The following is a 14,535-nucleotide window of genomic DNA, read 5'->3' as shown; positions in this document are numbered from 1 at the left end:
TAAGCTCATGGCCATGACCGAAACGTTCACCAGCCCGATCTCCGGCGGCATCGACGAGCTGTGGGAGCGGCGCGCCGACCTCACCCCGGACGACGCCGACGCGCGCGCCGCCATCGTGGCCGCCGTCGACCAGATCGACGCCGGCGAGGCCCGCGTCGCCCGCATCGACCCGGGCACCGGCGAGGTGCTCGTCGACGAGCGGGCCAAGCGCGCGATCCTGCTGAGCTTCAAGGTCCTCGGCATGGTGCGCTCCCAGGTCGGCGACTTCCGGTACCACGACCGCATCCCGCTGAAGACCCGCCTGGACGGCGTCCGCGTCGTCCCCGGCGCGATCGCCCGCTGGGGCTCCTACCTCGCGCCGGGCGTGGTCCTGATGCCGTCGTTCACCAACATCGGCGCCTACGTCGACTCCGGCACGATGGTCGACACGTGGGCGACCGTGGGGTCGTGCGCGCAGATCGGCAAGAACGTCCACCTGTCGGGCGGTGTGGGCATCGGCGGCGTGCTGGAGCCGCCCAACGCCAAACCCGTGATCATCGAGGACGAGGCGATGATCGGCAGCCGCTCGATGATCGTCGAGGGGGCCCGGGTGGGCCGCGGCGCGGTCATCGGCTCCGGGACGAACCTGTCGGCGTCCATGCCGGTCATCGACGTCGAGACGGGCGAGGAGGTCGCCCGCGGCCGCGTCCCCGACTGGTGCGTCGCCGTCGGCGGCACCCGCTACAAGGAGTTCAAGGGCGGCACGTTCGGCCTCCCGGCGGTGCTGATCCTCAAGCGCCTCGAAGAGGGCCAGCGCCACGACAAGGCGTCCCTCAACGACATCCTGCGCGACCACGGAATCAATACGTGATCTCGGTGATCTTCAGGGGGCGGTCGGTGAGGACGGCGGCCGCGGCGGTGTAGCCGGGGCCCGGGTCCAGGTCGGTGAGGCGGACGGGGGAGACCGCCGCCTCGCCGGCCCACGCGACGACCTCGGCGGGCTCGCCGGGGGGCGAGAGGTGGATGTCGGTCATGCGCGCGGCGAGGCCGTGGCCCGTGGCCTTCAGGAGGGCCTCTTTGCGGGTCCAGTAGCGGTGGAAGCCGTGTCGTTTGTCCTCCATGGCCGCGAGGGCGGTGCGCTCTGGGGCGGCCAGGACCATGTCGGCTAGGCGGTCTATGTCGCGGTCGTTCTCCTGCTCCACGTCCACGCCGACCTCGGCGCCCTCGGTGAGGACGACGACGACCCGGTCGCCCGAGTGGGAGAGCGAGAAGTCGACGGAGGAGCCGGGCAGGCGGGGCTTGCCGTGGGTGCCGCCGCAGTGGGGGCAGTCGGTGGTGAACCGCATGGTGCGCGGGTCCAGGCCGGTGGCCTCGGCGAGGGCCGTGCGCGCGAGGAAGCGTCCGGTGACGAAGCGGGCCTTGTCCTGGGGCTGGCGGAAGCGTTCGTAGCGCTCGCGCTCCCCGGCGTCGAGGAGGTCGCGCATCTCGGGGGTGTCGGCGGGGCGCGCCCAGCGGACGGCGCACTCCAGCACAGGCATGTCCACGACGCTGATCGTACTTGCAGGCGACGGTCCCTCGGCTTTCGTTGCGCGGGCAGTCCTTCTCTCCAGCTTGTGAGTTAGGTTGTGCATAGCCACCTTTGATGTGTCTATGACATTGCGGGTAAAACCGACATCGCGCTCCACTGTGTCTTTCGTGGGAGGTGAGTCATGCTGACCGGCCGGAAATATCGCGCCTACCTTGATGTCTGGCAGGCAGACTACGCCGAGCAGATCGGTGCGGTGTGCCGGGCCGTATGGAACACCGCTTTGGAGCAGCGCCGCTCCTACCGGCGCAGGGGCGCGTTCATCGGGTACCGGAACCAGGCTCGTGAACTGGCCGAGGCTAAAGTGGAGCATCCGTGGCTTAGGACCGTGCCGGCGCACTGTCTGCAACAGACGTTGATGGATCTGGACAGGGCATGCCGCACCTACAGTCCATGGAAGGTGAACTGGCGTGCGAGGGTCGGAAGACACTTCTGGTCGCCGTCCTTCCGGTTCCCCGACGGGAAAAGGATCCGGGTGAAGCGGATAGGCCGCAAGTGGGGGCTCGCGAAACTCCCGAAGATGGGATGGATCCGGTTTCGCTGGTCCCGCCCGCTGGGTGGCACGATCCGTTCGGCGACGCTCAAGCGGGACGGCTCCCAGTGGCACATCAGCTTCCTGGTGGAGACTGGCGAACCTGAACGCTCCGTGAGTCTTGAACGTGGCAGAGTGGGCATTGACCGGGGCATCGTTCAAGCGGTCGCCACCTCCGACGGCCGGTTCTTCGACCGGGCCTTCCTTACGCCCGGCGAACGTCAACGCCTGCTCAGGTTGGAACGGCAATGTCATCGGTGCCGGCCCGGATCCCGACGCCGCGAGGCCGTCAAGGCGAAGATCCGCACCATCAGGCGCCGGGAACGTGACCGGCGAGCGGACTTCTGTGGGCAGACCGCCGCCACCGTGGTCCGCGGCAATGCTCTGGTCGTACTTGAAGCACTGAACACACGGGGCATGACCGCCTCGGCTAAAGGCACCATGGAGCAGCCCGGTACGAACGTTGCCGCCAAATCCGCGCTGAACCGAAAGATCCTGGACAAAGGCTGGCGCATGTTCGAGCTGGCCTGCCGTAACAAAGCCAGACACGCGGGTACGGCGGTCCTCACCGTGAACCCCGCTTACACCTCCCAGACGTGTCCGAACTCGGGCTGCGGGCATGTGCACCCGGACAATCGCAAGAGCCAAGCGAAGTTCGTGTGCACCGCCTGCGGGCATCATGAGCATGCTGACACGGTTGGGGCGAAGAACGTTTTGGCCCGGGGACATTCGGGTCACAGGGCGTGGAGACCTCGGGATGCCCCGGTCTGCGAAGCGCCAACCAGCGGGAACCCGCAAGGTATTACCGCTCCGGGCCCACGGCCCCGGAATCCCCGGCTTTAGCCATGGGGAGGATCGTCAAGATAGGACTTCGGTATGCTGAATCTGTTCTCGGACGTGGTGGACCTCACGGCGGCCATCGTCGACATCGAGTCGGTGAGCGGCGCGGAGAAGGCGCTTGCCGACGCCGTCGAGGAGGCTCTGCGGGCGCTTCCGCATCTGGACGTGGAGCGCGCCGGGAACAACGTCGTCGCTCGGACCCGGCTCGGGCGGGATGAGCGGGTCGTTCTGGCCGGGCATCTCGACACCGTGCCGCTGAACGGGAACCTCCCGTCGCGGGTGGACGGCGACCGGCTCTACGGGTGCGGGACGACCGACATGAAGAGCGGTGTCGCGGTTGCGCTGCGCCTTGCCGCCACGGTTGTCGAGCCGTCGCGTGACATCACCTATGTGTTCTACGAGTGCGAGGAGATCGAGGCCGAGCACAACGGGCTGCGGAAGCTCGCCGAGAGCCGTCCGGAGCTGCTCGCGGGCGATTTCGCCGTGCTGATGGAGCCGACGGGCGCGCAGATCGAGGGCGGTTGCCAGGGGACGCTGCGCGCCGAGGTCACCGCCGTGGGAGAGCGGGCGCACAGTGCGCGGGCGTGGATGGGGTCCAATGCGATCCACACGGCCGGGCGCATTCTGGATGTGCTGCGGGCGTACGAGCCGTCGCGTCCGGTCGTGGACGGGTTGGAGTTCCGGGAGGGGCTCAACGCGGTGTTCGTCAGGGGTGGCGTCGCGGGAAATGTCATCCCGGACGAGTGTGTCGTCACCGTGAATTATCGGTTCGCCCCGGATAAGTCCGTTGCTGAGGCGGAGGCGTACGTCCGGGAAATCTTCGATGGCTTCCAGGTGACGGTCACCGACGCCGCTTCCGCGGCCCGTCCCGGGCTGACGCATCCGGCGGCGGCCGCGTTCGTCGCCTCCAGCGGGGCCGGTGTCCGCGCCAAACTCGGCTGGACGGACGTCGCCCGCTTCTCCGAACTCGGCGTCCCGGCCGTCAACTACGGCCCCGGCGAGCCGACCCTCGCGCACACCAAGGACGAATACGTCGACATTCCCCTCATCGCCGAGTGCGAGCAACGTATGCGCGCGTGGCTGGAGGGTCCGACTAACGTGTGTCCATGACATCGGATGTGAACTCGCGCTCGCGCCGGCAGGGGCCGGCCATGCTGCGGGGACGGGCCGTCCCCCAGACCACCACCGACCAGCGCCTGCTCGACGGCCGCGGCCCCGTCGAATGGGTGCACGCCGACCCCTGGCGGGTGCTGCGGATCCAGGCGGAGTTCGTCGAGGGCTTCGGCCTGCTCGCCGAGCTGCCGAAGGCCGTCAGCGTGTTCGGCAGCGCCCGCACGAAGCCGGGCACCGAGGAGTACGAGCTCGCGGTGGACATCGGCGCCCGGCTGCACGACGCCGGCTACGCCGTGATCACCGGCGGCGGGCCGGGGATCATGGAGGCGGCCAACAAGGGCTGCAACGACAACGGCGGGCTGTCGGTCGGGCTCGGTATCGAGCTGCCGTTCGAGCAGCGGCTCAACGACCACCTCGACATCGGGCTGGAGTTCCGTTACTTCTTCGTCAGAAAGACGATGTTCGTCAAGTACTCGCAGGCGTTCGTGGTGCTGCCCGGCGGGTTCGGGACGCTGGACGAGCTGTTCGAGGCGATCACACTCGTCCAGACCAGGAAGATCACCCGGTTCCCGATCGTGCTGGTCGGCACGGAGTTCTGGAGCGGGCTGCTCGACTGGGTCGAGAAGGTGATGCTGACCAGCGGCAAAATCTCCCCGCAGGACCTGGATCTGATCCACGTCACCGACGACCCGGAGGAGGTCGTCCGGATCATCATCGACGGGCACACCCGGGCCGAGCAGGAGATCATCGAGGCCCGCGCGTCGGCCGAGGCGGGGGAGACCGCCGCCGAGTGACCGCGCGTTCCGCCGCGGTGCGCGACTCGATCGCCCGGACGACGGCCGCCATGTCCTCCTCGCCGTGCCCCAGCGCCAGGGTCTCGCCGTAGAGGGCGTGGCAGACGTCCAGCAGCGGCGAGGCGATGCCCGCGTCCCCGGCGGCCTCGGCGACCAGGCGGTTGTTGTCCAGGACGTTGACGATCGACGCCTGGACGCCGAAGTCGCGGGCGGCGAGCTTCTGCGACTTCGCGCGTGACACGGTGCTCGCCATCGGGCCGGCGTCGAGCACCTCGCGGAGCCGCCGCTCGTCCAGGCCGTGCCGCCGGGCGAAGTGGAACGCCTCCGCCAGCCCGGTGACCATCGTGATCAGGAACAGGTTGACCGAGAGCTTCATCAGCATCGCGTTCGGCACCGGGCCGCACTCGAACGACGCGTGGCACATCGGCCCGATCAGCGGGCGGACGGCGGCCACCGCCGCCGGGTCGCCCGCCAGCAGCGCGACCAGGCGGCCCTCCTCGGCGGGCCCGCGCGAGCCGGACACCGGCACCTCGGCGTAGCGGCCCCCGGCGGCGCGGACGTCGGTTTCGAGGCCGCGGGAGTAGCCCGGCGACGTCGTGCCCATGTGGACGATCACGCGCCCGGCGACGTTCGCGGCGAAGGCGGGCGTGCCGCGCCCGAGGACGGCGTCGATCGCGGGCCCGTCGGCCAGCATGAGGAACACGACGCGGGCGCGGCGGCACACGTCGGCGGGGCTGGCCGCGACCTCCGCTCCGGCGGCGCGCAGCGGCTCGCACTTCGCGGCGGTGCGGTTCCACACGACGAGGCCGGTACCGGCGCGGGCGAGGTTGAGCGCCATGGGCCGGCCCATGACGCCGAGACCGATGAAACCGATGTCCGCACCCATCGCCGCCTCCGGCCGTGCCGTCGTCCGATCTTGCGAGTTATGACAACGGTCATGATAATGGCCCAGGTGAAGGATGCAATGGGCGAAAGTCGTGGGCCTCGGGAGCGCATGGTGTTCAGCGCGGCGCAGCTCATCCGCCGCGACGGCGTCACGGCCACCGGCCTGCGGGACGTCGCCGAGCACGCCGGGGCGCCGCGCGGTTCGCTGCAGCACTACTTCCCCGGCGGCAAGGAGCAGCTGGTCAACGAGGCCGTGGAATGGGCGGGCCGGTACGCGAGCAAGCGCGTCGCGCGGTTCATGGCCGCGATGTCGCGCCCGACGCCGGGACGGCTGTTCGAGGCGATGGTCCGGCAGTGGATCGATGAGTACCGGACGGCCGGTTTCGCGAAGGGCTGCCCGGTCGCGGCGGCGACGGTCGACTGCGCGGACACCGTCGCCTCGACGCGGGCCGCGACCGCCGCCGCGTTCGCCGACTGGCGGCGTCCGCTCGCGCGGGAGCTGGCCGCGATGGGCGTCCCGTCCCGGAGGGCGGACGCGCTCGCCACGCTGATGATCAGCTCGCTGGAGGGCGCGATCCTGATGGCGCGCGCGGAGCGGAACGTCCGGCCGCTGCGGACCGTGGCGCGCGAGCTCGGCCCCTACCTGGACTCCTGCGTCGAGGCGGCCGCCGGAGGGGACTGAGCGCCGTCCGCGTATGGATCGCGTGAAGATGGCGGGCGCGGGCGTAGGGAACGCGTCAAGACCGGCGAAAAGCGTCCGAAACGGGTGTTTTCTGCGGGCATGGCAGACCTTGTGCTCATCGTGCTGACGCTCGCGGTCTTCGCGCTGCTCGGCCTCGTCGTGAAGGGGGCGGGACGGCTGTGAGTCCCGAGAACGCGGTCGGGCTGGCCCTCGCCGCCGGGCTGCTCGTCCTCCTCGTCGTGGCGCTGATCCGCCCGGAGAAGTTCTAGATGGGGGCGACGGCGGCCGGGATCCTGTTCATCGGGTCCCTCATCCTCGTGCTCGCGGCGGTCCACGTGCCGCTGGGCGACCACATGTACCGGACGTTCACCTCCCGCCGGCACTGGAGGGCCGAGCGGCTGATCTACCGGATCGTCGGCGTCGACCCGGACGCCGAGCAGGTCTGGAGCGTCTACGCGCGCAGCGTGCTGGCGTTCTCGGCCGTGTCCGTGCTGGCCCTCTACGGGCTCCAGCGGCTCCAGGGCCACCTGATGCTCAGCCTCGGGTTCGGCGGCGTCGACCCCGACATCGCGTGGAACACGGCGATCAGCTTCGTCACCAACACCAACTGGCAGGCGTACTCCGGCGAGAGCACCATGGGCCACCTCGTGCAGATGGCCGGGCTCGCGGTGCAGAACTTCGTGTCGGCCGCGGTCGGGATCGCCGTCGCGATGGCGTTCGTCCGGGGCCTCGCCCGGCGGAAGACCGGCGAGCTGGGGAACTTCTGGGTGGACGTCACGCGGGCCGTGACGCGCGTCCTGCTGCCGATCGCCGCCGTCGCGGCGGTCGTGCTGGTCGCCGGTGGAGCGATCCAGAACGTCGCCGACCCGCACACCGTCACCACGCTGACGGGCGGAAAGCAGACCATCACCGGCGGGCCGGTGGCGTCCCAGGAGGCGATCAAGGAGCTCGGCACCAACGGCGGCGGATTCTACAACGCCAACTCGGCGCACCCCTTCGAGAACCCGACCGCCTGGACGAACTGGATCGAGATCCTCCTCATCCTGCTGATCCCGTTCTCGCTGCCCCGGACGTTCGGCCGCATGGTCGGCGACAGGCGGCAGGGCGGCGCGATCGTCGCGGTGATGGGCGTGCTGGCGCTGCTCAGCGTCGTCGCGCTGAACGCGGCGCAGCTCGCGCACCACGGGACGGTCCCCGAGTCGGTGGCGGCCGCGTCGGAGGGCACCGAAGCCCGGTTCGGGGTCTCGAACTCTGCGACGTTCGCGGCGGCGACCACGCTGACCTCCACCGGGGCGGTCGACTCCTTCCACGACTCCTACACCAGCCTCGGCGGCGCGGTGGCCATGCTGAACATGATGGTCGGGGAGGTCGCGCCCGGCGGTGTCGGCTCCGGCCTGTACGGGATGCTCATCCTGGCGATCATCACGGTGTTCGTCGCCGGGCTGATGGTCGGCCGGACGCCCGAGTACCTCGGCAAGCGGATCGGCGCCCGCGAGATCAAGCTGGCCTCGATGTACTTCCTGGTCACACCCATGATCGTGCTGGCGGGGACCGGGATCGCGATGGCGTTCGAGACGCCGCGCGCGAGCATGCTGAACGCGGGGCCGCACGGCCTGTCGGAGGTGCTGTACGCGTTCACGTCGGCGGCCAACAACAACGGCTCGGCGTTCGCGGGCCTCACCGCCGCCACCACGTTCTACGACGTCGCGCTCGGCCTGGCCATGGCGTTCGGGCGGTTCCTGCCGATCGTGCTGGCCCTGGCGCTCGCCGGGTCGCTGGCGCGGCAGACGCCGGTGCCGGCGTCGGCGGGGACGCTGCCGACCCACCGCCCCCAGTTCGTCGGCCTGGTCGCCGGCGTGACGCTCATCCTCGTCGCCCTGACGTTCTTTCCCGCGCTCGCCCTCGGGCCGCTCGCAGAGGGGATCCACTGATGCTCGCAAGCCTGCTGCTCGCCTCCGCGCCCGCCGCGCTGCGCAAGCTGGACCCGCGCGTCATGTGGCGCAACCCCGTGATGCTCGTGGTCGAGATCGGCGCGGTGTGGACGGCGGTCATGGCCGTCCTCGACCCCTCGGTGTTCGCGGTGCTGATCACGGTCTGGCTCTGGCTCACCGTGATCTTCGCGAACCTGGCCGAGGCCGTGGCCGAAGGGCGCGGCAAGGCGCAGGCCGACACGCTCCGCAAGGCGAAGAAGGAGACCACGGCACGGCGGATCACCGAGTCGGGGGGAGAGGAGACCGTCGCGGCGGCCGGGCTGCGGCGCGGCGACCTCGTGATCGTCGAGGCCGGGCAGATCATCCCCGGCGACGGGGACGTCATCGAGGGCATCGCCAGCGTGGACGAGTCGGCCATCACCGGCGAGTCGGCGCCGGTCATCCGCGAGTCCGGCGGCGACCGCAGCGCGGTGACCGGCGGGACCCGGGTGCTCTCCGACCGGATCGTCGTGAAGATCACGCAGCGGCCCGGCGAGTCGTTCGTGGACCGGATGATCGCGCTGGTGGAGGGCGCGTCCCGGCAGAAGACGCCGAACGAGATCGCGCTGAACATCCTGCTCGCCGCGCTGACGATCATCTTCCTGGTGGCGATCGCGAGCATGCAGCCGCTCGCGATCTACTCCATGGCGAACGCCCCGGGCACGGACGGCGGCTTCGCGCTCGACGAGCACGGGGTCACCGGGATCGTGCTGGTCTCCCTGGTGGTGTGCCTCATCCCGACGACGATCGGGGCGCTGCTGTCGGCGATCGGCATCGCGGGGATGGACCGGCTCGTCCAGCGCAACGTGCTGGCGATGTCCGGACGCGCCGTCGAGGCCGCCGGGGACGTCGACACCCTGCTGCTCGACAAGACCGGCACGATCACGCTCGGCGACCGGCAGGCGTCGGAGTTCGTCCCGGTCGGCGGGACGACCGGGGCCGAGCTGGCGGACGCGGCGCAGCTCTCCTCGCTGGCCGACGAGACGCCCGAGGGGCGGTCCGTCGTCGTGCACGCCAAGGCCGCGTACAGATTGCGCGAGCGGCACCCGGGCGAGCTGTCGCACGCGGAGTGGGTGCCGTTCACGGCGCAGAGCCGGATGTCCGGCGTGGACGTGGACGGGCGGCGGCTCCGCAAGGGCGCGTCCGGCGCGGTCACCGACTGGGTCCGCGAGCAGGGCGGGGAGGTGCCGGACGCGCTCGCCGCCGTCGTGGACGGCATCTCGGCGTCCGGCGGCACCCCGCTGGTCGTCGCGGAGGCGCGCGATGGGAAAGCCCGCGTGCTCGGCGTCGTCCATCTGAAGGACGTCGTCAAGGCGGGCATGCGCGAGCGGTTCGACCGGATGCGCGCCATGGGCATCAAAACGATCATGGTTACCGGGGACAACCGGCTCACCGCGCGGGCCATCGCCGACGAGGCGGGCGTGGACGACTTCATCGCCGAGGCCCGCCCCGAGGACAAGATGGCGTTCATCAGGTCCGAGCAGGAGGGCGGGCGGCTCGTCGCGATGACCGGCGACGGCACCAACGACGCGCCCGCGCTCGCGCAGGCCGACGTCGGCGTCGCCATGAACACCGGCACGTCCGCCGCCAAGGAGGCCGGGAACATGGTCGACCTGGACTCCGACCCGACCAAGCTCATCGAGATCGTCGAGATCGGCAAGCAGCTGCTCATCACGCGGGGCGCGCTGACGACGTTCTCCATCGCCAACGACGTCGCCAAGTACTTCGCCATCATCCCGGCGCTGTTCGTCGCGCTGTTCCCGGGCCTGGACGCGCTGAACGTGATGCGGCTGTCCAGCCCGCAGTCGGCGATCCTGTCGGCCGTCGTGTTCAACGCGCTGATCATCGTGGCGCTGATCCCGCTGGCGCTGCGCGGCGTCCGGTACCGGGCGGGCTCGGCGGCCCGGCTCCTGAACCGCAACCTGCTGGTCTACGGGCTCGGCGGGATCGCCGCCCCGTTCGCAGGGATCAAGCTCATCGACCTTCTCGTCCAGTTCATTCCGGGGATCGACTGATGAACGCACTACCAGGCCGGCTTCGCCCGCATCTCGCCGCGCTCCGCGCGCTGCTCGTCTTCACCGCCGTCTTGGGCGTCCTGTATCCGCTGGCCATCACCGCCGTCGCGCAGGTGCCCGGCCTGAACGACCACGCGGACGGCTCCTACGTCAGCGCCGACGGACGGCGGGTCGGCAGCGAGCTGATCGGCCAGCCGTTCACCGACGCGGAGGGGAACCCGCTCAAGCAGTACTTCCAGGGCCGTCCCTCTGCGGCGGGCGACGGCTACGACCCGACCGCCACCTCGGCGAGCAACCTCGGGCCCGAGGACGTCATCGACAGGGGCGGCGAGCAGAAGAGCCTGCTCAGCATGGTCTGCACCCGCAGCAAGGAGATCGGGGAGCTGAACGGGGTCGACGGCTCGCGCCCGTACTGCACCAGAAGCGGGGTCGGTGCCGTCCTGTCCGTCCAGGCGGCGAGGGTGATCAGCGTCAACGAGCCGTGCCCGGTGGCCGTGCCGTTCGTCGCCGAGTACAAGGGCGTCACGGTGGAGTGCGCCCCGCCCGGCCTGGATCCCCGCGCCGGGACGATCGTGCCGATCCGGGGGAGCGCCCCGGCCGAGCCCGCCGTCCCGGCCGACGCGGTCACCGCGAGCGGCTCCGGGCTCGACCCGCACATCTCCGTCGCCTACGCCGATCTTCAGATGAGGCGCGTCGCGGAGGCGCGCGGCGTCCCGGTGCGGACGGTCCAGAAGCTCGTCGGCGGCGCGACGACCGGGCGCGCGCTCGGGTTCATGGGGCAGCCCGTGGTGAACGTCCTGCAGCTCAACATCGCCCTGGACAAGGCCGCCCCCTACCGGGGCTGAGAGGATGGAGCCCATGGCCAGGGGGCAGCTCCGCATCTACCTGGGCGCCGCCCCAGGGGTCGGCAAGACCTACGCCATGCTGTCGGAGGCGCGGCGGCGGCGGGACCGCGGCACCGACGTCGTCGTCGGCTACGTCGAGACCCACGGGCGCGCCCGCACCGCCGCCCTCCTCGACGGCCTGGAGGTCCTGCCCCGCGCGACCGTGACGCACCGGGGCGCCGAGTTCACCGAGCTCGACGTGCCCGCCGTGCTGCGCCGCGCCCCCGAGGTCGTGCTGGTCGACGAGCTCGCCCACACCAACGTTCCCGGCTCCCGGCACGACAAGCGCTGGCGGGACGTCGAGGAGATCCTCGACGCCGGGATCGACGTGATCACGACCGTGAACGTCCAGCATCTGGAGTCGGTCAACGACGTCGTGGAGAACATCACCGGCGTGCCGCAGCGCGAGACCGTCCCCGACGAGGTGGTCCGCGGCGCCGGGCAGGTCGAGCTGGTCGACATGGCGCCGGAGGCGCTGCGCCGCCGGATGGCGCACGGCAACGTCTACACGCCCGAGAAGGTGGACGCCGCCCTCTCCAACTACTTCCGCGTCGGGAACCTCACGGCGCTGCGCGAGCTGGCGCTGCTGTGGCTCGCGGGCAAGGTGGACGAGCAACTCGACCGGTACCGCGCCGACCACGGCATCGGCGGCACCTGGGAGGCGCGGGAGCGGATCGTCGTCGCGCTCACCGGCGGTCCCGAGGGCGAGACGCTGCTGCGCCGCGCGACCCGCATCGCCGCCCGCTCGAAGGGCGCCGACCTGCTCGCCGTGCACGTGGCGCGCGGCGACGCGCTGAGCGGCGGCGCCCGGCCGCGCGAGCTGGCCCGGCAGCGGGAGATCGTGGAGGGGCTCGGCGGCACGTTCCACCATGTCGTCGGCGACGACGTCCCGCGCGCCCTGCTGGAGTTCGCGCGCGCCGTCAACGCGACGCAGCTCGTCCTCGGCATCTCCCGGCGGGGACGGCTCGCGCAGCTCCTGCGGCCGGGGATCGGGGCGACGACGACGGCGCTGTCCGGGACGATCGACGTCCACATGGTCACCCACGACCAGGCCAGGCAGGGCATCCACCGGACGGTCCGCGACCAGGGGCTGTCGGCCCGCCGCCGCGCCGCCGGGTTCCTGGCGGCGGCGGGTGGGCTGCCGCTGCTGACGTTCGGGCTGGCGGAGGCGCGGCCCGCGCTGTCGCTGCCGTCCGACATCCTGTTCTTCCTCGCCGCCGTCGTCGCGATCGCGCTGGTCGGCGGGATGTGGCCCGCGCTGTTCACCGCCGTCGCCGGGTTCCTGCTGCTCAACTGGTACTTCACCCCGCCGCTGCACCGGTTCACCGTCGCCGAGCAGGAGAACCTCATCGCGCTCGCGGTGTTCGTGCTGGTCGGCGTCGGGGTCAGCATGGTCGTCGACCACGCGGCGCGGCGGTCGCGGGAGGCGGCCAAGCTCGGAAGCGAGGCCGGGCTGCTGTCCACGCTCGCCGGGAACGTGCTGCGCGGCGAGCGCGCCCTCGACACCCTGCTCGGACGGATGCGCGAGACGTTCGGGCTGACGTCCGTGACGCTGCTGGAACGGCCCGTTCCGGCCACGCCCGACAGCCACGGCGACCCGGCCGACTGGCGGATCGTCGCGACGGTCGGCGGGCGCCCCTGCACGTCGCCCGGCGAGGGCGACACCGAGATCCCGGCGGGCGACGGCCTCACGCTGGCGATCCGCGGCCGCCCGCTCCCGGCGGGGGACCGGCGCGTGCTGGAGGCGTTCGCCGTCCAGGCGGCGGGCGCGCTGCGCCAGCAGCGGCTGGAGGCGGAGGCGGAACGGGCCCGCCCGCTGGAGGAGGCCGACCGGATGCGGACCGCGCTGCTCAACGCCGTCAGCCACGACCTGCGCACGCCGCTGGCCTCGGCGAAGGCCGCCGTCGACAGCCTCGGCACCGGCTCCGTCGAGTGGACGCCGGAGGAGCGCGCCGAACTGCTCGACACCGCCGTCCAGTCCCTCGACCGGCTCGACCGGCTGGTCGCCAACCTGCTCGACATGAGCCGCCTGCAGGCCGGGGTCCTCGGCATCGCCGCGCAGCCCATCGCGCTGGACGAGATCATGCCCCGCGCCCTGGACGACCTCGGCGGCGGGGACGTCACCGTCCGGCTCGACCCGCTGCTGCCGGAGGTGACCGCCGACCCCGCGCTGCTGGAACGCGTCCTCGTCAACCTGATCGCGAACGCGCTGCGGCACAGCCCGCCGGGCGAGCACGTCCTGATCACCGCGGGCGCCATCAAGGACCGGGTCGAGCTGCGGATCGCCGACCGCGGTCCCGGCGTCCTGCCCGCCGACCGGGAACGGATCTTCCTGCCGTTCCAGCGGCTCGGCGACCGCGACAACCACACCGGCGTCGGGCTCGGCCTCGCGCTGGCCCGCGGGCTCACCGAGGCGATGGGCGGCGAGCTGGTCCCCGAGGACACCCCGGGCGGCGGCCTCACCATGATCGTCGCGCTGCCGGTCCACAAGCGGGGGGAGGCGCCGTGACACGCGTCCTGGTCGTCGACGACGAACCGCAGCTCCTCCGCGCGCTCCGCATCAACCTGCGCGCCCGCGACTACGACGTGGACGTCGCCGCCGACGGTACCACCGCGCTCCGCCTGGCCGGTGCGTCGCCGCCCGACCTGGTCGTCCTCGACCTCGGGCTGCCCGACATCCCGGGCGTGGACGTCATCCACGGGCTGCGCGGCTGGACGCGGGTGCCGATCATCGTCCTGTCCGGGCGGGCGGGCAGCCAGGACAAGGTCGAGGCGCTGGAGGCGGGCGCGGACGACTACGTCACCAAGCCGTTCGACATCGAGGAGCTCGTCGCCCGCATCCGCGCCGTGTCCCGCCGCGTGACGGTGACGGGCGAGGTGTCGCGCGTGGACGTCGGCGACCGCACCGTCGACCTGGCGGGCAAGACGGTCAGCGGCGGCGTCCACCTGACCCCGACCGAATGGCACCTGCTGGAGATCCTGATCCGCAATCCCGGCAAGCTGATCAGCCAGCAGCAGCTCCTCACGACCGTGTGGGGGCCGTCCTACCGGCGCGAGACCCACTACCTGCGCCAGTACATGGCGCAGCTCCGCCGCAAGCTCGAAACCGACCCCGCGCACCCGAAGCACCTGCTCACCGAGCCCGGGATGGGCTACCGCTTCCAGCCCTGAGCTCCCGAACTCCCATGCCTGATCTCCGGGAGGAGGGAAGGAACCGGGCCGGGAGGTGGGGAGCGTGGAAGGGAAAGCCAAGGTC

Annotated in this window: 13 protein-coding genes; 11 read left to right on the top strand and 2 right to left on the bottom strand. The window is 71.4% G+C overall.

Features of this window, described 5'->3' with window-relative positions; genetic code table 11:
* Positions 1-13 precede the first annotated feature (13 nt).
* On the top strand, positions 14-850 hold the full coding sequence (locus E1264_RS17535; protein WP_132174743.1) for a 2,3,4,5-tetrahydropyridine-2,6-dicarboxylate N-succinyltransferase: 837 nt from the start codon (positions 14-16) through the stop codon (positions 848-850).
* Here the strand turns inward: E1264_RS17535 and E1264_RS17530 are convergent.
* Positions 840-1,517: a 4'-phosphopantetheinyl transferase superfamily protein gene (locus tag E1264_RS17530; protein ID WP_132174765.1), complete on the bottom strand. Its 678-nt coding sequence runs from the start codon at positions 1,515-1,517 to the stop codon at positions 840-842. The genes E1264_RS17535 and E1264_RS17530 overlap by 11 nt on opposite strands.
* A gap of 171 nt (positions 1,518-1,688) precedes the next feature.
* Between E1264_RS17530 and E1264_RS17525 the strand changes: the two genes are divergently transcribed.
* From E1264_RS17525 to E1264_RS17515, 3 genes are read left to right on the top strand one after another with little or no spacing between them, the layout of a single operon-like run.
* Positions 1,689-2,939: a transposase gene (locus E1264_RS17525; protein WP_243710989.1), complete on the top strand. Its 1,251-nt coding sequence runs from the start codon at positions 1,689-1,691 to the stop codon at positions 2,937-2,939.
* A gap of 33 nt (positions 2,940-2,972) precedes the next feature.
* Complete coding sequence (dapE, locus tag E1264_RS17520) at positions 2,973-4,046, top strand: succinyl-diaminopimelate desuccinylase (protein ID WP_132174741.1); 1,074 nt, start codon at positions 2,973-2,975, stop codon at positions 4,044-4,046.
* The gene (locus E1264_RS17515; RefSeq protein ID WP_207935981.1) at positions 4,043-4,843 is read left to right on the top strand and encodes a TIGR00730 family Rossman fold protein; all 801 of its coding nucleotides are present in this window, start codon (positions 4,043-4,045) and stop codon (positions 4,841-4,843) included. Before dapE ends, E1264_RS17515 begins: the two co-directional genes overlap by 4 nt.
* Here the strand turns inward: E1264_RS17515 and E1264_RS17510 are convergent.
* Positions 4,794-5,729, bottom strand: coding sequence for an NAD(P)-dependent oxidoreductase (locus tag E1264_RS17510; protein ID WP_132174739.1), 936 nt, complete (start codon positions 5,727-5,729; stop codon positions 4,794-4,796). The genes E1264_RS17515 and E1264_RS17510 overlap by 50 nt on opposite strands.
* Before the next feature lie 108 nt (positions 5,730-5,837).
* Between E1264_RS17510 and E1264_RS17505 the strand changes: the two genes are divergently transcribed.
* From E1264_RS17505 to E1264_RS17475, 7 genes are all read left to right on the top strand, one after another.
* The gene (locus E1264_RS17505) at positions 5,838-6,410 is read left to right on the top strand and encodes a TetR/AcrR family transcriptional regulator (RefSeq protein ID WP_132174737.1); all 573 of its coding nucleotides are present in this window, start codon (positions 5,838-5,840) and stop codon (positions 6,408-6,410) included.
* Between the two features lie 179 nt (positions 6,411-6,589).
* Positions 6,590-6,679 carry a K(+)-transporting ATPase subunit F gene (kdpF, locus tag E1264_RS17500; protein WP_132174735.1) on the top strand — a complete coding sequence of 30 codons (90 nt, stop codon included), beginning with the start codon at positions 6,590-6,592 and terminating at the stop codon, positions 6,677-6,679.
* Positions 6,680-8,341, top strand: a complete 1,662-nt coding sequence (gene kdpA, locus E1264_RS17495; RefSeq protein WP_132174733.1) for a potassium-transporting ATPase subunit KdpA — start codon at positions 6,680-6,682, stop codon at positions 8,339-8,341.
* Positions 8,341-10,395, top strand: a complete 2,055-nt coding sequence (kdpB, locus tag E1264_RS17490) for a potassium-transporting ATPase subunit KdpB (protein ID WP_132174731.1) — start codon at positions 8,341-8,343, stop codon at positions 10,393-10,395. The genes kdpA and kdpB overlap by 1 nt, the downstream gene beginning before the upstream one ends.
* On the top strand, positions 10,395-11,240 hold the full coding sequence (locus E1264_RS17485) for a potassium-transporting ATPase subunit C (protein WP_207935979.1): 846 nt from the start codon (positions 10,395-10,397) through the stop codon (positions 11,238-11,240). The genes kdpB and E1264_RS17485 overlap by 1 nt, the downstream gene beginning before the upstream one ends.
* Before the next feature lie 13 nt (positions 11,241-11,253).
* On the top strand, positions 11,254-13,788 hold the full coding sequence (locus tag E1264_RS17480; RefSeq protein ID WP_132174729.1) for a sensor histidine kinase KdpD: 2,535 nt from the start codon (positions 11,254-11,256) through the stop codon (positions 13,786-13,788).
* Positions 13,785-14,450: a response regulator gene (locus tag E1264_RS17475; protein ID WP_132174727.1), complete on the top strand. Its 666-nt coding sequence runs from the start codon at positions 13,785-13,787 to the stop codon at positions 14,448-14,450. The genes E1264_RS17480 and E1264_RS17475 overlap by 4 nt, the downstream gene beginning before the upstream one ends.
* The last annotated feature ends 85 nt before the right edge of the window (positions 14,451-14,535 follow it).

Source organism: Actinomadura sp. KC216 (assembly GCF_004348535.1).
Taxonomy (GTDB): domain Bacteria; phylum Actinomycetota; class Actinomycetes; order Streptosporangiales; family Streptosporangiaceae; genus Spirillospora.
This window is presented reverse-complemented; position numbering and strand designations above follow the sequence as displayed.